We start from the raw sequence: 25,693 nt of genomic DNA, 5'->3' as shown, positions 1-25,693 counted from the left end.
GACGGATCAAGATCGAATTCGTAGATGATATAAACTTAAGAGGTTTGAGGGGAAGGGAAACTATGGCAAGTGATAGTATCGTCATTAAAGGTGCAAGGGCGCATAATTTGAAAAACATAGACGTGACGATTCCGCGCGACCGTTTCGTCGTCTTAACGGGATTAAGCGGTTCGGGCAAATCCTCGCTTGCGTTCGATACGATATATGCCGAAGGGCAGCGGCGTTACGTCGAATCGCTGTCCGCTTACGCGCGTCAATTTCTCGGCCAAATGGAGAAGCCGGATGTCGATTCGATCGACGGATTGTCCCCGGCCATCTCCATCGACCAGAAAACGACGAGCCGAAATCCGCGTTCCACCGTCGGCACGGTAACGGAAATTTACGATTACTTGCGGCTGCTGTTCGCAAGAATCGGACGCCCGCATTGCCCTGAGCATCATATTGAGATCTCATCGCAAACGGTGGAGCAAATGGTAGACCGGATCATGCAGTACCCGGAGCGGACGAAGCTGCAAATTCTCGCTCCGCTCGTATCGGGGCGCAAAGGCGAGCACGCGAAATTGTTCGCCGATATTCAAAAGCAAGGCTTCGTACGTGTGCGTGTAGACGGTGAAATCCGGGAGCTTTCCGAGAAAATCGAACTGGATAAAAATAAAAAGCATAACATCGAAGTGATCGTGGACCGGATCGTACTGAAAGAGGATGTTCAAACTCGTTTAGCCGATTCGATCGAAACGGCGCTGAAGCTGTCCGGCGGTCAATTGCTCGTGGACATTATCGATCAGGAGGAGTTGATGTTCAGTTCCAATCTGGCTTGTCCGATATGCGGATTCAGCATTGACGAATTGGCGCCGCGGATGTTTTCGTTCAACAGCCCTTTCGGAGCATGTCCGGATTGCGACGGGTTAGGCGTCAAAATGATTGTCGACCCGGACTTGCTCGTTCCGAATACGGATATGACGATCGAGGATGGGGCGTTCGAGGCGTGGGCGGGAAGCACTTCGAATTATTACCCGCAATTTTTGAAATCGGTATGCGAGCATTACGGCATCGCTGTTGACGTGCCCGTTCGAACGCTGGAGCCGGAACAGATGAAGAAACTGCTATTCGGCACAGGCGGGGAGAAGATTCGTTTCAAATACGAGAACGACTTCGGACACCGCAAAGAAGCTTTCGTGCCGTTTGAAGGCATCGTGCGCAACTTGGAACGCCGGTACCGCGAAACGGCTTCCGAAGGCATTCGCGAATATATCGAAGCCTATATGAGCGCAAAGCCTTGCTCCACTTGCAAAGGCGACCGTTTGCGCAAGGAAAGCTTGGCCGTTACGATTAACGGCAAGAACATGGCCTATGCGACATCCTTGTCCATCGGCGAAGCGCAGCGCTTCTTCTCCAGCTTGGATTTGAACGAGAAAGAGCGGACGATCGCGCATTTAATTTTGCGCGAGATTAACGGGCGTTTAGGTTTTCTCGTCAACGTCGGGTTGGAATATTTAACGCTAAGCCGTGCGGCAGGGACGTTATCGGGCGGCGAAGCGCAGCGGATCCGCCTCGCGACGCAGATCGGTTCGAGCTTGATGGGAGTTCTGTATATTTTGGACGAGCCGAGCATCGGTCTTCACCAGCGCGATAACGACCGTTTGATTAAAGCTTTGGAACATATGCGGGATTTAGGCAATACGTTAATCGTCGTCGAGCATGACGAAGATACGATGCTCGCGGCCGATTATATTATCGATATGGGACCCGGTGCGGGAATGCACGGGGGAGAGATCGTCTCGCAAGGTACGCCGCAGCAAATCATGGCCGATCCGAACTCGCTGACAGGGCAATATTTAAGCGGGCGCAAGTTTATTCCGGTGCCGTTGAAGCGCCGTTCGCACGACGGACGCTGGCTGGAAATCAAAGGCGCGAAGGAGAACAACTTGCGCAACGTCAATGTGAAAATCCCGCTCGGCGTGTTTACGGCGGTGACAGGCGTGTCCGGTTCCGGGAAATCGACGCTGGTGAACGAGATTTTGTACAAAACGTTGGCGCGCGATTTAAACAAGGCGAAGACGCGCCCCGGACAATATAAAGAAATCATCGGAATCGATCAACTCGAGAAAGTGATTGATATCGACCAGTCGCCCATCGGGCGCACCCCGCGTTCGAACCCGGCGACGTATACCGGTGTGTTCGACGATATCCGCGACGTATTCGCGGCAACGAACGAAGCGAAAATTCGCGGCTACAAGAAAGGCCGGTTCAGCTTTAACGTCAAAGGCGGACGCTGCGAAGCTTGCCGCGGGGACGGGATTATTAAAATTGAAATGCACTTTTTGCCTGATGTTTACGTCCCATGCGAAGTTTGCAAAGGCAAGCGGTATAATCGCGAGACGCTGGAAGTGAAATATAAAGGCAAAAGCATTGCCGATATATTGGAAATGACAGTGGAGGACGCTTGCGAATTTTTCAAAAATATTCCGCGCATACACCGCAAAGTACAGACGCTGCTTGACGTCGGTTTAGGCTACGTGAAATTGGGGCAGCCGGCGACGACGCTGTCCGGCGGCGAAGCGCAGCGGGTCAAGCTCGCATCCGAGCTGTATCGCCGCAGCACGGGCAAGACGATGTACATTTTGGACGAACCGACGACCGGCTTGCATGTCGACGATATCGATCGATTGTTGAAGGTGCTGCATCGTTTGGTCGATTCCGGGGAAACGGTGCTAGTCATCGAGCATAACCTGGATGTGATCAAAACGGCCGATCATTTGATTGACCTCGGACCGGAAGGCGGAAGCGGCGGGGGAACGATCATTGCGACCGGAAGCCCGGAAACGGTCGTGAAGAACGAACGCTCCTACACGGGCCAGTATTTGAAGCCGATTCTGGAGCGCGACCGCCAGCGCACGGAACAATTGGAAGACGCGTTCGTCTAGAAACTGCAAAGCCCATTACCAATAATATGGTAATGGGCTTAAATTATGGTATAATGAAAGCGTACAATAACTTGACGTGGGATAGGTGCCCTCCGGAAAGGGGGGATGCCTATGGAGCTTTCGTTCATCGATGTGATTACGTTCGGAATGTTCGTTCTGGCGTTGCTTACTTATATCGAAAAACGAAAGTAACCCACTCAGGTTGAGAGCCTAGTTCGTGGGTTACTTCTTCTTCGTTATAATCTTGGAGGGAAGCCCGCGCAAGATGATTGTACGAGGAGACGGTCGGCTCACCGTCTCTTTTCTATATGATCATCATAACATGGAAAAAATATACTTGCAATAAGGCGGTCGCCCGCCCGCTTACTCGAAGGCAGTACGCAATATTTTAGGATGCCAAAAAGTCGGATAATTTCTGTTGGAAAGGCTCGGTGCCGACGCGATTGACGAATTGATGGAACGACTCGCCCGGCTCCCGATGATCTTTATAATAGAGGACGAATTGCTCCAGCAGTTGGGCGACGATCTCGCCTTTGACGCGGCCTTTCAATGTTTGGTTGAATTTGGCGTTCTCGCCGAGCGTTCCGCCGACTGCGATATCGAAGGCGTCGAACGTTCCTTCCGGCGTACGAACAAGCGCGCCTTGCAAGCCGATGTCGGCAATATGCTTCTGGCCGCAAGCGTTCGGGCATCCGATCATATGGATGCGAATTTTTTCGTCCAATTCAACATGCTCGTCTAAGTATTCGGCCACTAGCCGCGCTCTTTCCTTTGTTTCCACGACGGCCAAGTTGCAAAATTCATTGCCGGTGCAAGAGACGGTACGGCTCATAAAATGCTTCGGAAACGGCGACAACCGTTTCAGCACTTGTTCGTTCAATACATTGTCGATTTGATCGTCCGGAATGCCGCTCAAAATAATGTTTTGCGACATCGTTGTACGGATTTTGCCGTCTCCATATTTGTCCGCAATGTCCGCTAACTGCAAGAACTCGTCTGCGTTCGAACGCCCTATCGGCACATTCAGGCCGATATAGTTCAGCCCGTCTTCTTTTTGCGGATGGACCCCGTCGAAGTAGGCCGCTTGCCAACCGATGATTTTGCTTTCGCCGCTCGAAGGCATTTCGCCGATCAATTCAATCAGCTTTTCTTTAAATTTCTCCGGTCCCCAATCGGCCACTAAAAATTTGAGCCGCGCATGGTGGCGTTTTTCCCGGTAGCCGTAATCGCGGAAAATGGTTGTGACGCCGATCGCAACTTTCAGTACTTCTTCCGGTCGAACAAAAATATCAAGCTGTTTCGCGAGATGCGGTTTGACCGAAAGTCCGCCCCCGACCCATACGTGAAATCCGATCGTTTCTACACCGTCAATGATTTTTGTTGCCGGGGTAAACGCCAGATCGTTAATTTCCGCGTGAGCGTTGTTGTAAATATTCGCAGAAATGGACATCTTATATTTACGCGGCAAATTGGAAAAATCGCGATTCATAAGGAAATAATCGTTCACTTGCTCCACGATATCCGTCGTGTCGAGCAGCTCGTTCCGGTCGATGCCGGCTAACGGATTGCCGACGATGGTACGCGGGCAATCGCCGCATGCTTCGTACGAGTACAAGCCGACGTCTTCCAGACGCTTGAAAATATCCGGCAAATGTTCGACGCGAAGCCAGTGGAATTGGATCGCTTGGCGTGTCGTCACGTCCATTAACCCGCGGCCGTATCGCTTGGCGATCTCGGCTAAACCGCGAGCCTGAGCGGTCGTCATAATGCCCCCGTTGATCCGCACGCGCATCATGAAATGGCCGTCCTTCGGCTTCTGCTCGTACACGCCGGCCCATTTAAATCGGCTCATATCGTCCGGCGGAATCGAGTCGTAGCCTTCTACCGCGTACTTTTCAATAATGGTGCGGATGACGTCCAGGCCGTCTTTTTCCAATTTGACGAACTCGAATTTATTTAACTTTGACGGGTCTGCCGTCCATACCGGTTCGTATGCCATCGGTTCCATCCTCCTATAGTTTTTAATTCCGATTGAAATAGTATGAATATTGATAACTAAATCGTACCATAATACCGATGAACCTGTAAACGAGTCATTGGAAAAAGATCTATAAGTTTTTATTATAAATAATAAGGAAATTCGTTATTTCACGAGTTCGCGCGATTGCGATGACAAATTCCATATCCCCTGCTAGAAACCGTGACAATCTTGTTAAAGTTTTCGATTTTGACTTGCATCTCAGTCTGGAGAATTATAACATAGAGAGTAAGTATGCGTGAATTCAGAGAGGGAGGTCCTATCATGTTGTTGGCTGAAGCAGTTGAGGCGGCTAAAAGATTCGAACCGTTCGATATTGTTATGATCTTGTTTACGGTTCTCATTTTTATCGGACTTTTGCGATTGGCATCTGCCCGTGTCAAAAATAAATTTGCTCTAGGTTTTACAACGGTAAGCTTGCTTGTGTTCCTGATTGCCGATTATGTGATGATCACGGAAAGCTGGTTAAAGTAATCGTTCATGCGAAGAAATCGAATACAGCACCGCCAAAAGACGCTTTGAGCCGCTTTTCAAAGGGTCTTTTTTTGTTTTTCGGCTGTCGTTTGGGCAATATATATCGTAAACGAACGCTTTCGAAGGGTGGTTAGGTTAGAATGAGAATACTGTTGCTTTCGGTGATCAGTCTGTTTTTTGCCGCTGTCGTATCGGCGTCGGCGGAAATGGCCCCGGAGTATGCCAAATGGGGACAAATTGCCATGGAAGAAACGCAGAAACGCTATCAAGCCGAGATCGTCGATTATAAACATGTTGGGCGGCAGAATATATCGTCGGAGAAAGCGGAAGAGACGTTTAAACTATGGCTTCGAAAAAGCGATGGGACGGAATTTGGCGTATATGTGGCCATCCAATTCGATCCGTCATCCAATGCGATTTTAACGATTCGGTTTTCGGAAACCGATCGCTAAGAACATGACAGAGACGGATATACGGCGGCGAAAACAGAATTTATCAACAAGTATACCGCAATTATCAAAATCGCTATGGAACACAAATACTGCCCGAGAGGATGAGAACATTGAAACGGTAACTTGGAGAATATAGCTCCTGTAAAAATTCCCCTTGATCGCTATCCCGTGGACTCAGAATCGAATTGTATTTCATTGGTTTTTCCGGCCATACTACTGTCATCTGGAGAAGGTGGTAGTATGATGACGCGATCGTTCATGCTGTTGTTTGCCTTATTATTAGGAAACGCAAGCGATGGGAGAGAGGTGGCGATGACGGGGGAACCATTTGAAACAATGTATTATCAATACGGGTATAAGTCGATCGATCGGGAGTTAAGGACATGCGAGAAGTTGTTCCGCAAAACTATTCATTTGCCAGTGAATATTCCGCCTCTGCCGTTTACCCATCAATTCGCAAGATGCAGTTGGGGGAAAGGGGATAATGATCATTTGGAAATTGAATATATTAACCGACATCAAGGCGGCAGTCATTACTTGATTCGGATCAGTCCATTAGAACATAAGATCACAAACATTCCCAGCAGACAGAGTACGATTCGTAAATATCGCTTAAAGGATGGGAGTCGAGCCGTATACGGCAGTATTGGAGGAACGGGAAGCTTTCGCATATTGGTTTTTGAAAAGAAGGGACTGCAATATATTCTCAGCATGAACCGACGGATGAGCCATATCGTGACAGGAGATGTATTGGTTGATATCGCGAACTCCGTTTTAGAATATGAATCCGTCGAAGAAGTAAAGGATTTGAGTTAATCGAATGAAATGTTAATAATGTGAAATATTAACATATAAAAGAAAAGGGCCGGAGGTCAGCCTCCGATCCTTTCTTAATGTTCGCGAATGAAGGGTTAGTCGCGAACTTCTACGATCAATTCGATCTCTACCGGCGTATGGAACGGAAGATCGCTCGTGCCGATGGCCGAGCGGGCGTGCTTGCCGCTGTCGCCGAACACTTCGATCAGCAAGTCGGATGCGCCGTTAATGACATAAGGCTGATCGGCGAAGCCGGGAGCGCTGTTGACGAATGCGAGCATTTTGACGACTTTGACGACTTTATCGAGGTCGCCGATTTCCGCTTTGATGACGGCCAAGCAGTTGATAATCGTCTGTCTGGCGGCCGCTTGGCCTTGTTCGATCGTCACTTCCCGGCCGAGCTTGCCTTCGAACATGAGCTCGCCGTTAATGCGGCAATCTTGACCCGACGTGTACACCAGGTTTCCGGTGCGATTGCACGGGATATAAGAGAAGCGGGGCTTGCCCACCGGAGGCAGAACGATGCCGAGTTCTTCCAGTCGTTTTTCAATTTTGGACATAAGTATGATTCCTCCTAAAAATTGTAGTATAGTGCTTCGCAATCGTTCGTTTATTGATGATGCTCGTGCAAGCAATGCGAAGCCGAAATCCAGCGGCCGTTGCGCGCTTGCGTATGGTTGCCGTGTTCGAGCGCCATCGCGCCGCCGACGATCACATGCGAGATGCCGACCGGATATTGGCGCGGCTCTTCATACGTCGCCAGATCGGCTATCGTCTCCGGATCGAACACGACGACATCGGCGGCATAGCCGGGAACGAGCAAGCCGCGTTTGCCCAGCTTGAAGCGCTGCACCGGAAACGACGTCATTTTGCGCACCGCTTGTTCCAGCGAAAGGACGCGATCTTCGCGCACATATTTGGCGAAGATGCGCGGGAACGCGCCGTACAGACGGGGGTGGGGCTTGCCCGTTTCGCAATGCAGGCTGTCGGAGGCGATCAGCGATTTCTCCCAAGCAATCACTTGCTTCACATCGTCGTCGGACATATGGAAGTAGACGATCGATATTTTGCCGTCTTCCTCCAACAACAAATCCATGACGCAATCGACGGGATGTTGTCCGCGCGCTTCGCTAATTTCCGCAATCGTGCGTCCTTCGAGCGGGCGATTGGCGTCCGTCTGCAGCGAGGATACATAGACGCTGTTCCAACCGGTGGAGTGGACGAGATTGTCCCAATCGTCCTGTTCCCGTCCGAGTTCTTCCCGGATCCTGTCGCGCAGCCGCGGATCGCGAAACCGGGTCAATGTCGCGTCGATGCCGCCTTCCAGCGTCCAAGGAGGCAATACGGTCGTGAGCGAGGTCGAGCCGGCGGAATAAGGATAGACGTCGCAGGTGACATCCATGCCGCGCGCCCGCGCTTCTTCGATGAGCTCCAACGCTTCCAGCGCCTTGCCCCAATTGCGCCGGCCAGCCGCCTTCAGATGGCTGACATGCAGCGAAATGCCGGCTTTCTCCGCGATCCAGATCACTTCCTTGATCGACGGAAGCAGATTATTGCCCTCGCCGCGTATATGCGTCGACAGCAATCCGTCGTATTTGGACAGAACGGTGCACAGCTCCGCGAGCTCTTCGCGGGATGTGTAGCTGCCCGGCGCGTACAGCAGGCCGATCGAGAGCCCGATCGCTCCCGCTTTCAAGCCTTCTTCAAGCATCGACTTCATGCGGTTCAATTCCTCGCTCGTCGCCGGGCGGTTGTCGAAGCCCATCACGGCAATGCGCAGCGCGCCGTGCGCAACGTACGTGGCCACGTTCTCCGCCGGATTGGACTTGCCGACATAGGCCATATACTGCTCGACCGTTTCCCACGGCCACTCCCATGTCGTGCTGCCCAGCACCGGCTCGACGTAGCTTTGGAGCAGCCCGGCTTTTTCTTTCAAGAAAGGCGCCGGCGCGAGGCCGCAGTTGCCGACCACTTCGGTCGTCACGCCTTGCTGCAGCTTGATCTCGCTTAACGGATGGTCAATGATCATCAAATCGGAATGGCAATGGCCGTCGATAAAACCGGGCGCAATCACCTGACCGCGTACATCGACGATTTGCCCGGCCTCCTGATCGACCCGTCCGACCGCGACGATGCGTCCGTCTTTAATGCCGACATTGCCGGCGAACCATGGATTTCCTGTTCCGTCCACAATTTTTCCGTTTTTCAAAATGATATCCAGCACGATGATATTCCTCCCCTTGCGATTGCAACGGCGTTTGATCTATGTGATGCATGTTTTAAGTTTCGCTCATTGGAAAATATCCAATGTTATAGCGCTCTCAGTTTGGCGATGGGCCGCTTCATTGGAAATGATGCAGCAGAATTGCGGCAAATAGGTTGCAGGATCGGTTCGAGACGATATTCCATTGGATGATTTCCAATAAAACATCCAATTGCTGTCGAAATTGGCTCATTCCGCTGTACATTTTCCAATGCTTTATCGCCGTTGAACGGCAACTGACCGTGGCTTATACCAGTTCCTGCAAAAATGCAGGTATTTACCCTTCGAAACAGGAAATGAGGGAAAAGCCTGCGATTAGAGTCAAATTCAAAATACCGCTTTAGAGCGACGACCCATCGTAGCGCTAACGAAACGTATACACGCTAATGAGGGAAAAATGCGATAAAACGGCCGATTTCCAATGAATAACGATGCGTACTTTCGTTAAATTGGGAACGCCCTCATTTTGAGCCCAATAAGGATTGCCAGTTTCGTTAGCGTCAATAAGGAGCGGAGGTCCGCACGGATCACCTTCGAAATATAGGAGGTATGCCCTTCAATATGCGCAATCAAGTCAGTAACACCATAGGTGGCGAATTATGGAATTGACTCCCGTTGCAGGTTTTCGAATAAGGCCCATCCCAGCCCCGTTTAAAATTGATGCAACGCCGGCCGCCGTACTGTCGGCAAGTCTATCGATACGAGCGATAAGTTCATATCGACGTTCGTTATTCCAACATGCCGCGGCCCCAAACTTTCATTTTGTAGTACGTATTGTGCGCGTTTTTTCTCCCCGCCGGCCTCGATTCCTCGCCGGCACTGCCGTCGTTCACGTAGTAGACCTTATTGTGCAGATTGATCGTGCTGCATATATGATTCGGAATAATATGAATCCGGTCGCCGACTTTCAACGAACATTCCGGCGCCACCCGGATCATGCCGTGCTCCTCCGACAGTCGTTCGAGCACCGCGTCAGGCGCTTCGAGGATATGGCCGAACCCTTGCAGCCGGAGCGGGTCGACATTCGGCTGCACGTCGGTGGCGAACGTTTTGCTCCCGCCGTCAATGACGACGAGATCGTCGGTCGGCCGGCTGACGACGGTCGCCATGACGACGGCGGCGCAATCCTCGAGCGAACAGACGCCGAACTTCGCTTGCATGCGGTCTTCGAAGACGTAGGTGCCGGGACGGATTTCCGTGACGCCTTCCGCCATGGCCGCAAACGCGGCGGTGGGCGTCGAGCCGACGCTCACATCCTCAATCGGGATGCCCGCGGCGCGCATTCGCTCGGCGAGATCGGCCATCATGCGGCCTTCCTCGATGCCGGCGCTGCGCAGGTCCAGCGTCGCCTTCCCGTTCATCAGGGCGCCGCGGAACGTATAGATGCCGGTGAGACGGAGCGCGTCCAAGCTTGCTATGTCGCGGGCGAGCGCGAGCGCCTCGTCATAAGCGACGCCGGTGCGTCTTAGGCCGGTATCGACCTCGAGTCGGACCTCAAGATGCCGGCCTCTTGCCGCAGCCGTTTCTGCCAGGAGCCGGGCGCCTTCCAGGCTGTCGACGCCAACGATGAGACGAATATATTCGCCGAGACGCAGCGCCCGTTCGATCTTCGAGTCGACGACGAGCGGATAAGCGATGAAAATATCGTCCACTCCGTGCGCCGCCATCACTTCCGCCTCGGATACTTTGGCCACGGTAATGCCCGCTGCGCCATGCTCCAACTGTCTCTTGGCGATCCAGGGCATTTTATGCGTTTTGGCATGCGGCCTTAATTTCACGCGATGTTCCTTCGCGATATTCGCCATCGACTCGATATTCCGCTCCATCTTGGAGACGTCGATGACGACGCAAGGCGTGTCCGGCATCGGCGTCGCGTTCGAGTTTTCCGGCAGCGCGGCCGTTTTCAATTGTTCCAGAATGCCTGACGTTTGCGGCAGCTTCTCGTGAAATCCATTCCCATAGTGAGCCATGCTAGTCGCTCCTTTCCCATCTATCCAAGGTTGCTACTCATTCGGTTCGGCGTTTTTCGCCTCCTCCATATAGCTGTATAGCGTATATTTCGAGATATTCAAGTAGCCGCATACTTTTTCGCCCGCTTTTTTAATCAGGAAGGCCCCTTTCTGATCGAGCAACTGGATCAGCTTCATCTTGTCTTCTTTGCCCATTAAGGCGACCGGCTTGCCGACCTGCTCCTGCGCTTCCTGAATCAGCATGTCGAGCAAATCGCCTACGCTGCTGACGAACGATTCGCGCACTTCGGGCTGCAAACCGCTGTAGGTTAGAGATTGCAGCGTTTTCTCCGCCATGGTCAAATCGGTAATATCAAAGTTCATGCATAGCGATCCGATCACTTCGCCGGCGTGATTCCGCATATACAGCGAAGTAGAGCGCAATATCCGCCCGTCCTTGGTTTGTGTCACGTAGTTGAATTTATTGCCGTTTTCCGTATTGCCGCGCAGCAGCTCCAGCCCTAGATTCGTGCCGGGATCGCCGACTTTTCTGCCGGTGATATGGCCGTTCTCAATGGCGACGATGGTGCTCTCGTACGGGCGGGTCAAGTCATGCAGCACGACCTCGCAGTTTTCGCCGAATTGAGCGGCGATGCCTTTCACCAGCGCAGAAAGAAACTCCATTTCATGCTGAACATGCTCCAAGCTGTCACCTTCCTTCTTGCCTTTGCCTCAAATATTATCATATCGAATCGGAAAAACAAACAAAAAGTTTGACAGACTAAAAATAAGTAAGGAGAACATTAGGCAGCATGTTGGACGTTCGTCGCGATCAGGGCGAATTCATCGGACTCGCCTTAGTGGACCCCGCATAGCTCTAGCGAATTTCGGATTTGGCAGACATAGCCATAAGGCGGTCAAGACGAATGATTTGACAAATAGATAATTCTCGATATAATGATATGTATGAAACCAATTGAAGTATTTAAAGCCCTGTCCAATGAATCGAGACTGCAAATTTTGCACTGGCTGAAGGAGCCGTATCTCCATTTTACGCCCCATGAAGGGATTGATATGAACGAAATCGGGGTATGTGTAAGTCAAATTACAGACAGATTGAACATGACGCAATCGACGGCTTCCCAATATCTTACGATGCTGCAGCGGGCCGGGCTGATCAAGACGAAGCGTATCGGCAAGTTTACGTATTACCAGAGGGATGAAGAAGCGATCCGCAGCATCGCCGATTTGTTGAAGGAAGAGCTGTAAACAAAATGAACTGAATTCTCGGCCGGAGCGTTCGGCTTCATTTTGCGCCAAACAATTCGACATATCGCGATATGTATCTATTTTTTTAACCCTATCATATTAACATTTCACGATATGTCTTAATATAAACTAAGGAAACAGGAGTGAGAGAATGAGAAACACATGGAGAATATACATGCTGGCTATGATCAGTTTTTTGGTGGGAACGTCCGAATACATCGTATCCGGCATTTTGGACCGAATCGCGGAGTCGCTTGGCATTACGCTGGCGGCCGCGGGCCAGTTGATTACGATTTTCTCGTTCGTCTATGCGATCGGCACGCCGATTTTGATGGCATGGACGGCGAGAGTGGATCGACGCAATTTGATTTTATACTCGCTAGGCATTTTCGCAACGGGTAATATCCTATCGTTTGTTCTGCCCGGCTATGGACTGTTCGTTGCCGCACGCGTCATTATGGCGCTCGGGGCGGGAATGGTTGTCGTTACCGCGCTCAATATTGCGGCCAAGATCGCTCCCCCGGGCAAGCAAGCGAGCGCGATCGCGACGGTCGTCATGGGATTTACCGCTTCTTTAATTATCGGCGTTCCTCTCGGGAGAACGGTCGCCGACGCCTTCGGGTGGAAAGCCGTATTTGGCTGGATCGCGTTATTCGCCATAATCGCAATGGTCGTGCTGTTCTTCGCCATTCCCCGTACGAAAGGCGATGAGCCGATCCCTTTGCCGCAGCAGCTCGCCCTTTTGAAAAAGCGGAAGGTGGCGCTCGGATTACTCATTACGTTTTTCTGGCTTGGCGGTTACTCGGTCGCGTATACCTATCTTTCTCCTTATCTGCTGACGGTATCGGGGATCAGCGACAAGCTGCTCAGCACGGTTCTTCTGATCTTCGGCATCGCCAGTCTGATCGGATCGAAGTTCGGCGGTTTCAGTACGGACCGATGGGGCGTGCGCGTGACGCTGATTGGCGGGATGACGCTGCATATTATAATGCTCGTTCTGCTGTCGCTGGTCGCGAACGCATTTGCCGGCGTGCTTGCCGTTCTGATATTATGGTCATTCGCGGCCTGGTCGACCGGACCGACGCAGCAATATAATTTGGCAACGATTGAGCCCGGGGCGTCCGGCGTGATGCTTGGTTTGAACCAATCTATGATGCAGTTGGCCATGGCAGCCGGCGCCGGAATCGGGGGCATCGCCGTTAATCAGGTATCGCTCGCATCGGTCGCTTGGTTCGGCGCGTTGGGCGTCGCCGTTGCGATCGCGGCCGCCTGGGCGCTGTTCCGTTCAAGCCCGGTCAAGCGCGAAACGGAGTCCGTACAAACATAAACCGGCTCTTGACAATTATAGGAGAGAGTGGCCGCGGGAGACGCGAGGCCGCTCTCTCTTTTGGTATAGATTTCAAATATTATATTTTGTATAGTGATGATAAGAATCTATAGGCTCGCAAAGGGGGGCTTCCGTTGAAACGCTGGCTGGCGGGCTCGTTAAAACATAAACTGTCGTTTATGCTGGTCGGTTCGCTGCTCGTTCCGGTACTGCTGCTCGGCGTCGTTTCGTATCAGCTCTCTTCTTCGGTCACAGAGGAAAAAGCGAAGCAATCCGGGATGAATACGCTGCGCCAAATTCGGACGAACCTGGAATTTATCGTGCAGGACGTCGAGAACATGTCGGTCTTTCTGATCGGACACGGGGATACGCAAAAATATTTGAACCATAAACAGACCGATGCGACGGAATATTTGAAAATGATCGGTTTTTTGACCAATCTGGCTTTCTCCAAAAAATACATATCCGATATTACGATCCAACCCCGCGGCGACCGCGCGACGTTATCCACTTTTTTCAACGATACGGTCACGCAATCGGGCGCGCCCGATCCGCTGGCCGAGCAGCCGGATTATTTCGCAAAGCATCCCAAGTATTGGACATCGCTATATGAAAACGAGACGTTTACCGGAGTAAAGCGGGTCATTTCCCTGATCCGGCCGATTCGGGACATTAACAATTTCAAAACGCTCGGCATGCTGACGATCAGCTTGAACGAGGAGGTGATATCGACCTACTTGAAAACGTCGGGCCTGGAGAGCAACGGATACGTGCTGCTGCTCGACAGCGAAGGGCGCATTATTTCCGGCGGGCCGTCGCCGTGGCTGAACCGGAAGGCGGACGAGCTGTTTCCGGGAATCGCCCTCGCAAGGGAGGGGGCCAGCGTGAAGGATTACGGCGAAGGCGAGGAGAAAAAGACGATTCTATTCGATCAAGTGCCGAATGTAGGCTGGACGTTGATGGGGGTCATTCCTTACAACGAATACAAGGCGCAGAACCGATACGTCATCACGCTGACGGCTGTCGCCGTCGCCGTTGCCATCGTCCTGCTCGTCGGTTTGGTGCTCTATCTCGTTCATCGCGTAACGCGCCCGCTGGAACAACTGACCCGCATCTTGAAAAACGCCAATCCGGACGGTAAAATGCAAACGTTTCCAGTGACGACGGTCGACGAAGTCGGTCAGCTAATGCATACGTACAACAAGTTCAGCAACCGCATCCAGCATTTGACCGAGCAGGTTAAAACGAACGAAGCGCGCAAGAAGGAAGCGGATATGCAGGCACTGCAAGCGCAAATCAATCCGCATTTTCTCTATAACACGTTATCGTCCGTCCATTGGATGGCGCTGATGAGCAAAGATATGCAGATTGCGGAAATGGTCGGGGCGCTGAGCGACTTTTTGCGGTTCAGCCTGAATAAAGGGGAGGAATTCTGCCCTGTTTCGCAGGAAATCGCCCATGCGCAAAATTATGCGAATATTCAATCGATCCGCTTCCCGGACCAGTTCGAAATCCGGTTCATTATCCATCCGGAACTCGGCAAGCAATCGATGTTGAAGCTAGTGCTGCAGCCGTTGATCGAGAATGCGCTCATCCACGGCATTCAGAAAAAACGCGAGCCGGGCACGATTCATGTGGTGGCGGATCAAACGAACGGCAGCATGACGTTTACGGTCGAGGATACGGGCGTGGGCATGGACGAAACGACGCTGCGCAGCTTGCAGGACCAACTCGAAACGGCATTGTACCGCGACGACGGCTCCGGAAGCTACGGATTGCGCAACGTCCAACGAAGACTCGTGCTTCATTACGGCTTGGACTCGCGGCTGTCGATCGAGAGCGCGCCCGGCAAAGGGACGAAAGCGTCATTTACGATACCGATCAGGGAGGGAGCATCATGATTCGATTGTTAATCGTCGACGACGAAGTGATCATACGCAGAGGGCTGAGCACGGTCATCGATTGGCCCGGTCTCGGCTTCCGCCTGCTTGAGCCGGCCGATTCGGCCGAAGAGGCGCTGGCGCGGATCGCCGCCGAAGCGCCGCATGTCATTTTGACGGATATTAAAATGGCGGGCAAAACCGGGCTCGAACTGATCCACGAAGCGCGTAAACTCAATCCGGAGGTAGAGACGATCATTTTAACCGGCTTCGACGATTTCGCTTACGCGCAGCAGGCGATTCGTGAAGGCGTCAGCGACTATTTGCTTAAGACGAGCCGGCCCGAAGAGATCATTAAAGCGGTCATGAAGGCGAAACATCACATTATGCAGCGGCGGGAAGAAGCCGTTCAGGATCAGAACAGGCGGTTCGCCTACCGCAACCGCATACTGGAGCGGTTGTTGACGGAAGAGATGCCGGACGAGGAGTTGTTAGCCGAAGCCGGGACGCATTTGCCGCGCTTGCGGACCGACGCCGTCCAAGGCAGGTCGCTGCAGGCGGCGATCGTAACCGCATCCGGCTGGGGAACGCAGCCGCATGTCCGCAGCCTGCTCCTATTCGCCGTGGACAACAGCCTCAAGGAATTGCTCGATTGCGAGACGCTGTTGCGCGCGGACGATATCGCCGTCGTGCTGCGGGGGTATCGGTCAAGTAGCGATCGTAACGATTTGCAGCGGGCCATGTCTCATATCCGCATAATGTTGAAATGCGACCTGTTCGCGGCCCTAGGCACGGCGGTTCGGGATGCGGCGGAGTTGCGGGTTTCTTATGCGGAGGCGCTGCACGCTTCCGCCTATCAAGGCTTAAGCGGATTCGAAGAAATCGCCGCTTACGAACAGGTGAAGGATCGCAAAGGCGGCCGCAAAGTATGCTCGCTGGAGGAAGAAGCGGAACTGGCGAGCATTCTGCATGGAGGCAATTCGATCGAGTTGAAACATTGGGTAAGCCGTACGGTGCGCAAACAACTGCAAGACCCGGACTTGACGCCCCCGGCGCTGCGCGCGTTCCTCGTCTCGGCAGCGGTGGCGGGGCACCGCTGGCTGGAGCGGGTCGTGCAAGCAATGGGCAAATCCAATCCTGCGCCGCATCCGTCGATCGACGAATTGCAGGCGGCGCCGGAGCGGTTCATCGATCCGGAGGAAGCGTTATTCCAGCATTTGCTGACGATTATGGACGCCTATCATAAAACGGTGGCGGAAGGACGTACATCCTATATTGGGAGGTCGATCGCGTACATTCAGGAGCATTTGGACAAACATATTACGCTGCAGCAAGTGGCGGCGGCGGTGCATCTGCATCCCAACCATTTCAGCGAAGTGTTCAAGCGGGAGACGGGCATGAACTATCTCGAGTTTGTCACGCGCGAACGAATGCGCCTGGCGGAAGAACTGCTCGTTTCATCCCCGGCCAAAATAAGCGAGATCGCGAAAAGGGTCGGCTACGAAGATATTAAATATTTCGGTCAGTTGTTCAAAAAATATACGGGCAAAACGCCTTCCGAATTCCGCGGCAAAAACTGAATTTTATCTACCCAGATGCTGAAGGATATCCCCTTTTGGCAACAGGACGGCGCTTTTATACTGAACCTGTAAACATGATGGAGGGGGTAAAACAATGAAGAAAGCGCTTATATTTTTGCTCATGGTCGTACTGACCGTTTCATTGGCCGCTTGCGGCGGGGGCAAGAGCGGTTCGGAAGGAACGCAATCCGAGCAGTCCGGATCGGGATCGGGATCGTCGGGGCAAACGTCCGGGGACGGCGGCGAAGCCAAAAAGGAAAAAGTAAAGCTGTCGCTCTGGCATAACTTTACGGGCAACGATTTGCGCGCGACGATGATGCGGGAGCAAATCGAGCAATTCCAAAAGGAACGTCCCGACATCGAGCTGGAAATTCAGGCGATTCCGCCGGACGGATACAAGACGCGCCTGAAAACGGTAGCGGCGGCCAACGAAATGCCGGATGTCTTCATGATGTGGCCCGGGGCGATGACGAAGGAATTCCATGCCGGCGGTCTTATTCAACCGATCAACGCGTTGCTTGACAGCAAGCCGGAGTGGAGAGACGGGTATTTGCCCGGATCGTTCGACGATTTTACGATCGACGGGAACATATATAGCGCTACGCTCGGTTTGACGCCGACATCGATTCTGTTTTACAACAAAGCGATTCTTGAAAAATATAATTTGGAAGTGCCGAAGACGTGGGACGAACTGATGAATGCGGTCAAAGTGGTGAAGGAGAACGGCATTACGCCGATCGCGCTCGGGAACAAAGCGGCTTGGCTGGCGCAATCGAGCATTATCAGCTCCTTGGCCGATCGCGTCACCGGAACGGAATGGTTTCTGAAGGCGTCGGCGCAGGACGGCGCGAAGTTTACCGATCCGGAGTTCGTACAAGCGCTGACGCTTCTACAGGATCTGTGGAAAGCGGGAGCGTTCCAGGAAGGCTTCAACAGCATCGACAATACGCAAATGGAAGTGATGTTCGCCCAAGGGCAAGCGGCGATGATGATCGACGGCGGTTGGGCGCTCTCGAACTTGGCGGCGAATGCGACGCCGGAGCAAATGAAGGATATGGGGGCGACGGTGCTGCCGTCCGTGCCCGGCGGCAAAGGGAATCCGAATTCGGTATCCGGCGCGCTCGGCTCGGCCCTCGGTTTGAGCAGCAAAGTGGAAGGCGATCGTCTGCAGGCGGCCTATGACTTGATCTATGCGCTGTCCGGTCCGGACGTGCAGAAGAAGACGCTCGACAGCAGCAACCTGGTCAGCTATAAGGCGGAGCTGGACGAGAGCAAAGTATCGCCGATTTTCAGCGAGGTGTATAAGCTTGTCAACAGCGTGGAGCGGACGCCGGTCTACGACAACGTCATGACTTCGGCGGGCTCGGACGCCGTCAACAACGGCTTGCAAGAACTGTTGATGGGCGGGGATCCGCAAAGCATCGCGCAGAAAATTCAAGACGCGCAAGCGAAATCGTTGGAAAATTAGTCTTAAGGGAAGCGCCGCAATCCGGCGCTTCCTTGGCATATTGGAAGGGATCGCATACGCGGTCATTTGCTCGTTTACTGTTTCGACAGCATCACCTTTTCTTTACAGGAGGGAAGTCATGACATCCAAAGCCCGCATCCGGGGGGTTATCGCGGCAGGTCTTTTGCCGGCGCTGCTCATTTTCTCGTTTTTCGTCATCGTGCCGATCGTCTGGTCGGCCTACTACGGTTTTTTCGATTGGAAAGGGATCGGAGCGATGAAGTTTATCGGCTTCGGCAATTATGCGGAAATTGTGCAAGATCCGATTTTTTGGCAATCGTTCCGCAACAATTTGATCGTTGTCGCCGCTTCCGTTTTCGGTCAAGTGCCGATCGCGCTGGCGCTGGCGCTCGTATTGCGCCAAAGTACGCTGTTTCAGCGGGCGATCCGTTCCGCCGTCTTTTTGCCGATGGTCCTCTCTTCCGTCGTGATTGGGATCATTTGGGGTTATATTTATCATCCGCAAATCGGGATTTTAAATTTTGTTCTCGATACGGTCGGGCTGGGTTCCTGGAAGCAGGCGTGGCTGTCCAATCCGAAAATATCGATGTACATGCTGGCCGTTCCGATTATCTGGAATTTTATCGGCCCCTATATGATTATGTATATCGCCGCCTTGCAGAACATTCCGGCTGAAATCGAGGACGCGGCCGCCATCGACGGGGCGAACCCTTGGCGCAAGCTGTTCTCGATCAAGCTGCCGATGATTTGGGATACGATCAAGGTGACGGTTGTACTGTGCATTTCCGGCAGTTTGAAGACGTTCGATCTGATCTACGTCATGACCGGCGGAGGGCCGGCGCATTCGACGGAGCTGCTCGCATCCTATATGTACAACAATACGTTCAGCATCTACCGTTTCGGCTACGGCAGCGCCGTCTCGACCGCGATCGTCGTCATTAGCCTGATTATGGTGGCGGGCAGCCAATTCATCATGAAGCAGCGGAATACGCGATAGGGGGCCTGAATACGAATGAATACGAAGATGCAAAATGCGGCCGAACTTCATAAGCCTTCGCCGCCGGGTGCGGCGTTCCGGTGGAAGCAGGCGCGGCGCGGAGCGTTGAATATTGTCCTGACGTTATACGCCTTTGTGACGCTGTATCCGCTGTTCTGGCTGTTTATCAGCGCGTTCAAATCGAATCCCGAATTTTACGAGCGTCCGTTCGGCGTGCCGCGCGAGTGGCATTGGAACAATTTTACGGACGCCTGGACGGTTGCCAAAATGGGCGTTTCCTTCACCAACTCGCTCATCGTCACCTTTGCGGCGCTCATTCTTACGTTAGTCATCGGCGCGATGGCCGCCTTCGTGCTGTCGCGGTTCAAGTTTAGACTGCGGGCGGCGGTTATGGGCATCTTCTTGCTCGGGATGCTGATCCCGATCCATAGCACGCTTGTTCCGTTATTTATATTAATGAAAAAGATCGGCATGCTCGACACGTATTGGGCGCTTATTATGCCGTACACCGCATTCGAATTGTCGCTCGCCATCTTCGTCACGATGGCTTACATGACGTCCATCCCGAAAGAGATCGAGGAGGCGTCCCTGATCGACGGCACGGGCTATTGGGGCTTCTTCATGCGCATGATGCTGCCCTTGTCCCTCCCGGCGCTGGCGACGGTAGGCATTCTTGCGTTTCTGCGCTTCTGGAACGATTTCGCGTTCGCGCTCGTGTTCATCAGCAAGCCGGCGCTGCAGACGCTGCCGCTTAGCTTGTCCATGTTCGCCACCGGCTATATGACGGATTATCGGTTGACGTTCGCGGCGCTGTCCTTGGCCGTCATTCCGACGATTGCCGTTTATTTGATCTTTCAGGAGCAGGTGATGAAAGGGATGGTCGCCGGCTCGGTGAAGGGGTAACGGTGGAAGGATAGGGGGCGATTTGGCGGTTCGAGCGGCACTTGTTTCGTACGATTTTTCGCATACCATTGCGGGAATAGGGGCGGAATTGCTCATTATGTACGAAATTTCGAACTAAGTCGATGGATTGGAAGTGTGCGGCACTTGTTTCGTACGATTTTTCGTACACCTTTGCGGGAATAGGGCTCAAATCGGCGAGTATGTACGAAATTTCGAACTAAGTCGATGGACTGGAAGTGTGTGCCGCTAGTTTGTACGATTATTCGTACACCTTTGCGGGAATAAGGGCGAAATCGCTCATTGTGTATGAAATTTCGAACTAAGTCGATGGATTTGAAGCGTGCGGCACTCGTTTCGTACGATTTTTCGTACACCTTTGTGGGAATAGGTCCGGAATTGCTCATTATGTACGAAATTTCGAACTAAGTCGATGGATTGGAAGTGTGAGCCGCTTGTTTTGTACGATTGTTCGCATACCTGAGCAGGATTATCACTGGCGTTGCATTAACTTTTTTCAGCAATATTGAAACAGTTGTGCGGATTACCGTACTAAACCTTCACATTGGTTCTACCGCCTCGCTCCCAAGTTCGCGGACACCGAAGAAGCTGATTGTTACAAAACGCCCAATTTCGGACAGTTCGCGGACATACGATCCTCTATTCGCGGCAAGAGCGTAAAAATAAGCCCTGCGATGAACGGATAACGGAACCAATGTCCGCCTAAACCGTGAATAAACGGTTTTGACGCAAAATAACGGCCGTACGGTCCGGATAGCAATTTCTCGATGCAACGCTCGTGATAAAATCGTGGGATTCGAAGCGAAAGGACGCTGAAGTTCGTTAGAACCGGAAAGTCAGGCTTGTTTCTATTAAAGGTTTTTCATAACCGTTATAAATTTTGAACCTCGCCGATAGTCTTTATTTCCAACGAAGCGATGAGGAAGAGGATTTCGGAGTGGAAAGTGGAATGTTATATACAAATGAATAGGGGAGGGACAATTGGATGAAGTTGACGAATAAAATCGGCGTGATCGTAGACAGCTTCGGCGTCGGCGTGCGCGAAGGATTGAAAAAGGCGAAGGAAGTCGGAGCGGACGGGGTGCAAATCTATGCGGTGAAGGGCGAGATGGACCCGGCCAATTTAACGGCCGCGGGGCGGCGCGAACTGAAAGATTTGATCGCTTCGCATGGACTGGAAATTTCAGCGCTATGCGGCGACTTGGGCGGGCATGGCTTTCAAGACAAGACCGCCAACCCCGACAAGGTGGAAAAGTCGAAACGAATTCTCGATTTGGCGCTCGACCTGGGCACGAATATCGTTACGACGCATATCGGCATCGTGCCGGAAGACGAGAACGGCGAAATCTATCACAGCATGCAGACGGCATGCGAGGAACTGAGCCAATATGCGCATAATGCGGGCGCGTATTTCGCGATCGAAACCGGGCCGGAGCGGGCGCTTCATCTGAAACGCTTCCTCGACTCGCTCAGCACGAACGGCGTTTCCGTCAACTTCGACCCTGCCAATATGGTGATGGTAACCGGCGACGATCCGGTCGCGGGCGTGTATGCCTTGAAAGACTATATCGTGCATACGCATGTGAAGGACGGCATCCGCTATAGGGAGGTCGATCCGCGCGAAGTATACGGGGCGCTCGGCTTCGAACCGATGGATCACGGCAAAATCTCGCAAATGGTATCGTCTGGCGAAATGTTCGCGGAAGTGCCGCTCGGCGAAGGCAAGGTCGATTTTGACCGTTATTTTGCCGCATTGCAGGACATCGGATACGCGGGCTATTTGACGATCGAACGCGAGGTCGGCGATCAGCCGGAGATCGATATCCGCAAAGCGGTGGAATTTATCCGGCGGTATAAAGCTTAATGAGGTAGACGGGCATATTTGACCCGGCTATAGCGTACTTATAATGGAAGTCCGGATTCGGAGGGAGAGATGGGCCCCGATATACGGAGCTTCCATTTTCTTTTGCGATCAAGAGGCTCATAGATTTGTATTGCCTGGTAGAGTGTGGTACAAAGAAGAGAGACTTATAGATGATAGAGGAAAGACTAATAGAGAGAGGAACGAAACCGGAAGATGAATAAGAGGTTTGGACGCTGTTGGACAGCAATATTGGGAGGAATCGTCCTCTGGGGAGGAATAGCCGCAACCGGCAGCCCGGCGCAAGCGGCCGCTGCGAATCCGCAGAGCGGGACGGTACCGCTGGAAGCGAAGCTCGTAAACGGCGAAGTTTATGTCAAGGCCGCCGCCGTGCCGGCACAGCTTGGCGGGTCGGGGACATATGACGCAAAAACGCAAACGTACCGCTATACGCCGGCCTATTCGGTGCCTGAGGTCGTTCGCAAAGTATCACCTTCCGTCGTCGCGATTATCGGCAAGCCCGAGTCCGATCAAGAATGGGTATCCGCCAATCGTTACAATCTGGCTCACGGGACGGGCGTCATCGTGAAGAAGGACGGGTGGATCGTAACGAACGCGCATGTCGTCGACAAACTGAACAACGCGGTCGTCGTCACCTTAGACGGCAAATCTTACGATATCGTCCAAACCTTTACCGATGAGCTCAGCGATCTCGCGCTGATTCGTATCAACGCCGCAGACTTGCAGCCCGCCGTTTTCGCGGAGGATGAGGAATTGGAAGCCGGCGAGCCGGTTGTCGCGCTTGGGACGCCGGTTTCGTTCTCGCTGCGCAATTCGGCGACCGCAGGCATTGTCAGCGGACTCGACCGCGGCATTGATTCGTTCTACAAACTCATTCAGACCGATGCGGCGATCAATCCCGGCAACAGCGGAGGCCCGCTCGTTAATATGAAAGGCGAAGTAATCGGCATCAACTCGCTGAAATTCGCGGCGATCGGGGTGGAGAACATGGGCTTCTCCATACCGGCAAGCACGGTGAAGTACGTACTGGACCATTTCGATCGATACGGCAAAGTGCGGCGCGCATCGCTCGGCATCGATCTCGAAGAAAGCTGGGCGGCAATCGTCGGGTTGCCGACGGACGATCCGCTAACCGTGCGCAAAGCGGAGTCCGCGGAAGCGTCCAAGGCCGGTATCCGGGCGGGGGATGTGCTGTATTCGGTGGACGACCGCATCGTGACGACGATCATAGACTTGAACGAGCTGTTGAAATCGTACTTGCCGGGTCAGCAAGTAAAGCTCATGATGCAATCGGACGGCGATTTGGTTACACGCAGAGTTACGCTTTCGGAAGGCGAGTAAAGAGACAAAGGAGTTTATTTCATGAAAAAAACAGGATTATGGTTTGCGGTCATGCTATTCGCGTTCGGACTTTGCGTGCCAACTGCGTTCGCGGCGGAAGAAGAAGGCGGTTCGATCGAGTTCCGCGTCAAAGTCGGCAGCTCCGCGGCGTCGATTAACGGTCAGGCGGTGGACATCGCCAAGCCTTACGCGGACAACGGGACAGCGATGGTGCCGCTCAGCGTCATTACGAAAGCGTTCGGCGCCAAATTCACCCTTGAGAAAAATAAATTGATTCATCTTACATACGGAAATCATAAGATCGTGTTTACGATCGGGGAGAAGGCGGCGGTTGTGGACGGCAAGCAGGTCGCGTTAGCCGCCGCGCCGAAATGGAAGTCCGACGTCTTGATGGTGCCGCTGCGCACCGTCGTGGACGCATTCGGCGCCACGCTCGCGCCAACCGATGACGGAGGGATCGCGGTCAAGGCGTCCGCTCCGCGTACAGGAACGGAGGAAGCCGGAGCGCCTCCGAGTATCGACAGCGATCTTGGCAAGACGAAAATCGGCAACAGTTACTACAATTGGTCGATGAAGTATCCGGCCGGGTTGGTGCAAGACTATTACTCCCCGGAAGAAAATTATATTTCCTTCACGGACGCGAAAGGCGAATACTTGTTGTACATTTTTGTGGTGACGAACGATGAAGAATGGACGAACGAGGAATTGCTCGGCTATTTGACGGATCGTCTGGCAGACGAGGACGGCGTTTTGATCGATAAAAGAAAGGCGGACAAAACGGCTTATCCGTATGCGCAAGTTATCGCCAAGGAGCCGGACGGCCATTTCAGCGTCACGCGCGCTTATTACCATGAGGGAACGTATTACGAAGTTTATTTCGGCGATGCCAAAGCGAAAAATTATAAGGAATTGGCGAAGCATTACGATTTGCTCGACAGCTTCCAACCGTCGTTCGACGCGGCCGATAAATCAATGAAGGACGTATCTACCGTCCTTAACGGCTTCCGCCCGGTGGAGAACAAGGATTACGGCATTAAGCTCAGCGTACCGGCGGAGTGGCAGATCGACACGGAATATATGGAATTCGGCATCGGATTGACGCGCTTCCGGATCGTCGTTTCCTCGGCGGACAAAGGGTTGACGGCGGAGCAATGGGCGCAGCGCACGGAGCGGGAATTCCGCGACTCCTTCGCGCCCGACTACGGCAAAGTCATCGATTCGGGATCGGTGAAGGCGGCCGGGAACGACGCTGTATTGCGAACGTTCGAATACGATTTGGGCGACGGCTGGATTACGGAGCATGAAGTATTTCTCGTCAAGGGCGATTACAAATATTATTTGGAATATTCGTTCGCCAAAGACGAGAGCGCCAAGGAAGCGAGCCAGTTTGCAACGCTGCTCAAAACGGTGGCGATCGACTTCGATTATATCGACGACAACTTCGGCGTCATCTCCGATCCCGACGAATATGTCGACCGCGGCAAAACAGCCGTAAAGTCGTCTAAAGCGTATAACTATTCGGTTGCGGTTCCGGCTTACTGGTCCGGCGACGACAGAGCGGGCAGCCTCGAGTCTCCGACGGTGGATTACACCTTCCTCGGGGGCCAAGTCCGCATTCAGGTCGACGAGAAAGAAACGCTCGCCCGCAGTATGGCCACCTTGAAAAACTTTTACGAGAAAGAGCTGAAGGACGATCCCGACGTCAAGAAGGCCGAGTTCGGCCAAACGACCGTCGCCGGCGTTCCGGCGCATACGTTTATGATGCAAGGCGTGAGCGCAGGCTACAACATTTACCTCGAGCAAGTCATGTTCGAGAAAAACAAAAAAACGTACATCCTTTCCCTCGTCATCAACGAGCCGAACCGGACGGACAGCAATATGAAGGCATGGAGCGGGTTCGTGAAATCGTTCCAGTTCAAAGGATAAGGGAAAGCGGCGCCCGGCTGCGGGCCGGTAAAGACATTCGAACGATGGCGTTCGGATGTCTTTTTTTACATTATAGAATTTATAAAATTTTGGGGTGGGCAGGGCTTCCGCCTCGTTTTTGTTTTTGGTAAGGTTAGGATATGGAGACGAACGTGCTAAAACGAATCTTCTTTGATGAACATGGAC

The 25,693-nt window shown here is 52.8% G+C and carries 20 protein-coding genes; 15 read left to right on the top strand and 5 right to left on the bottom strand.

Annotated elements, in window-relative coordinates:
* Positions 1-62 precede the first annotated feature (62 nt).
* Both uvrA and KQI79_RS28205 read left to right on the top strand, forming a co-directional pair.
* Positions 63-2,924, top strand: coding sequence for an excinuclease ABC subunit UvrA (uvrA, locus tag KQI79_RS09525; protein WP_216538000.1), 2,862 nt, complete (start codon positions 63-65; stop codon positions 2,922-2,924).
* Positions 2,925-3,029: 105 nt separating this feature from the next.
* A complete protein-coding gene (locus KQI79_RS28205; protein WP_367398161.1) occupies positions 3,030-3,116 on the top strand; it encodes a putative holin-like toxin in 87 nt (28 codons plus the stop codon).
* Positions 3,117-3,312: 196 nt separating this feature from the next.
* On the opposite strand, the gene KQI79_RS09520 is transcribed toward KQI79_RS28205, so the two are convergent.
* Positions 3,313-4,923 carry a nitrite/sulfite reductase gene (locus KQI79_RS09520; protein WP_216537999.1) on the bottom strand — a complete coding sequence of 537 codons (1,611 nt, stop codon included), beginning with the start codon at positions 4,921-4,923 and terminating at the stop codon, positions 3,313-3,315.
* 303 nt (positions 4,924-5,226) lie between these two features.
* Between KQI79_RS09520 and KQI79_RS09515 the strand changes: the two genes are divergently transcribed.
* The 3 genes from KQI79_RS09515 to KQI79_RS09505 all read left to right on the top strand — a co-directional run bounded on the left by KQI79_RS09515 (position 5,227) and on the right by KQI79_RS09505 (position 6,704).
* Positions 5,227-5,436, top strand: a complete 210-nt coding sequence (locus KQI79_RS09515) for a hypothetical protein (RefSeq protein ID WP_216537998.1) — start codon at positions 5,227-5,229, stop codon at positions 5,434-5,436.
* 140 nt (positions 5,437-5,576) lie between these two features.
* Entirely contained in the window at positions 5,577-5,888 is a 312-nt protein-coding gene (locus KQI79_RS09510) for a DUF3889 domain-containing protein (RefSeq protein WP_216537997.1), read from the top strand.
* A 240-nt stretch (positions 5,889-6,128) separates the two neighbouring features.
* On the top strand, positions 6,129-6,704 hold the full coding sequence (locus tag KQI79_RS09505; RefSeq protein ID WP_216537996.1) for a hypothetical protein: 576 nt from the start codon (positions 6,129-6,131) through the stop codon (positions 6,702-6,704).
* Positions 6,705-6,799: 95 nt separating this feature from the next.
* Here KQI79_RS09505 and KQI79_RS09500 read toward each other — a convergent pair whose 3' ends face one another.
* The 4 genes from KQI79_RS09500 to KQI79_RS09485 form a co-directional block, all read right to left on the bottom strand.
* Complete coding sequence (locus KQI79_RS09500; protein WP_216537995.1) at positions 6,800-7,264, bottom strand: RidA family protein; 465 nt, start codon at positions 7,262-7,264, stop codon at positions 6,800-6,802.
* A gap of 50 nt (positions 7,265-7,314) precedes the next feature.
* Positions 7,315-8,928, bottom strand: a complete 1,614-nt coding sequence (locus KQI79_RS09495) for an N-acyl-D-amino-acid deacylase family protein (protein ID WP_216537994.1) — start codon at positions 8,926-8,928, stop codon at positions 7,315-7,317.
* Positions 8,929-9,695: 767 nt separating this feature from the next.
* Positions 9,696-10,832 (bottom strand): alanine racemase, encoded by a 1,137-nt coding sequence (locus KQI79_RS09490; protein ID WP_216538062.1) that lies wholly within the window; start codon positions 10,830-10,832, stop codon positions 9,696-9,698.
* 138 nt (positions 10,833-10,970) lie between these two features.
* Positions 10,971-11,621, bottom strand: a complete 651-nt coding sequence (locus KQI79_RS09485; RefSeq protein ID WP_216537993.1) for a helix-turn-helix transcriptional regulator — start codon at positions 11,619-11,621, stop codon at positions 10,971-10,973.
* A 261-nt stretch (positions 11,622-11,882) separates the two neighbouring features.
* Here KQI79_RS09485 and KQI79_RS09480 point away from each other — a divergent pair, with 261 nt between their 5' ends.
* From KQI79_RS09480 to KQI79_RS09435, 10 genes are all read left to right on the top strand, one after another.
* Positions 11,883-12,185 (top strand): ArsR/SmtB family transcription factor, encoded by a 303-nt coding sequence (locus tag KQI79_RS09480; RefSeq protein WP_216537992.1) that lies wholly within the window; start codon positions 11,883-11,885, stop codon positions 12,183-12,185.
* A gap of 151 nt (positions 12,186-12,336) precedes the next feature.
* Complete coding sequence (locus tag KQI79_RS09475; RefSeq protein ID WP_216537991.1) at positions 12,337-13,512, top strand: MFS transporter; 1,176 nt, start codon at positions 12,337-12,339, stop codon at positions 13,510-13,512.
* Between the two features lie 134 nt (positions 13,513-13,646).
* Positions 13,647-15,413 carry a cache domain-containing sensor histidine kinase gene (locus tag KQI79_RS09470; RefSeq protein WP_216537990.1) on the top strand — a complete coding sequence of 589 codons (1,767 nt, stop codon included), beginning with the start codon at positions 13,647-13,649 and terminating at the stop codon, positions 15,411-15,413.
* The gene (locus KQI79_RS09465) at positions 15,410-16,972 is read left to right on the top strand and encodes a response regulator (RefSeq protein ID WP_253298048.1); all 1,563 of its coding nucleotides are present in this window, start codon (positions 15,410-15,412) and stop codon (positions 16,970-16,972) included. Before KQI79_RS09470 ends, KQI79_RS09465 begins: the two co-directional genes overlap by 4 nt.
* Positions 16,973-17,066: 94 nt before the next feature.
* A complete protein-coding gene (locus tag KQI79_RS09460) occupies positions 17,067-18,440 on the top strand; it encodes an extracellular solute-binding protein (protein ID WP_216537989.1) in 1,374 nt (457 codons plus the stop codon).
* Between the two features lie 118 nt (positions 18,441-18,558).
* The gene (locus KQI79_RS09455; RefSeq protein WP_216537988.1) at positions 18,559-19,437 is read left to right on the top strand and encodes a carbohydrate ABC transporter permease; all 879 of its coding nucleotides are present in this window, start codon (positions 18,559-18,561) and stop codon (positions 19,435-19,437) included.
* Positions 19,438-19,464: 27 nt separating this feature from the next.
* Entirely contained in the window at positions 19,465-20,340 is an 876-nt protein-coding gene (locus tag KQI79_RS09450; protein ID WP_216538060.1) for a carbohydrate ABC transporter permease, read from the top strand.
* 1,003 nt (positions 20,341-21,343) lie between these two features.
* Positions 21,344-22,222 (top strand): sugar phosphate isomerase/epimerase family protein, encoded by an 879-nt coding sequence (locus KQI79_RS09445; protein ID WP_216537987.1) that lies wholly within the window; start codon positions 21,344-21,346, stop codon positions 22,220-22,222.
* A gap of 213 nt (positions 22,223-22,435) precedes the next feature.
* Positions 22,436-23,581, top strand: a complete 1,146-nt coding sequence (locus tag KQI79_RS09440; protein WP_216537986.1) for a S1C family serine protease — start codon at positions 22,436-22,438, stop codon at positions 23,579-23,581.
* Between the two features lie 21 nt (positions 23,582-23,602).
* The gene (locus KQI79_RS09435) at positions 23,603-25,507 is read left to right on the top strand and encodes a stalk domain-containing protein (protein WP_216537985.1); all 1,905 of its coding nucleotides are present in this window, start codon (positions 23,603-23,605) and stop codon (positions 25,505-25,507) included.
* The last annotated feature ends 186 nt before the right edge of the window (positions 25,508-25,693 follow it).

The sequence above is a fragment of the Paenibacillus sp. MSJ-34 genome (genome assembly GCF_018918005.1).
GTDB lineage: Bacteria > Bacillota > Bacilli > Paenibacillales > Paenibacillaceae > MSJ-34.
This window is presented reverse-complemented; position numbering and strand designations above follow the sequence as displayed.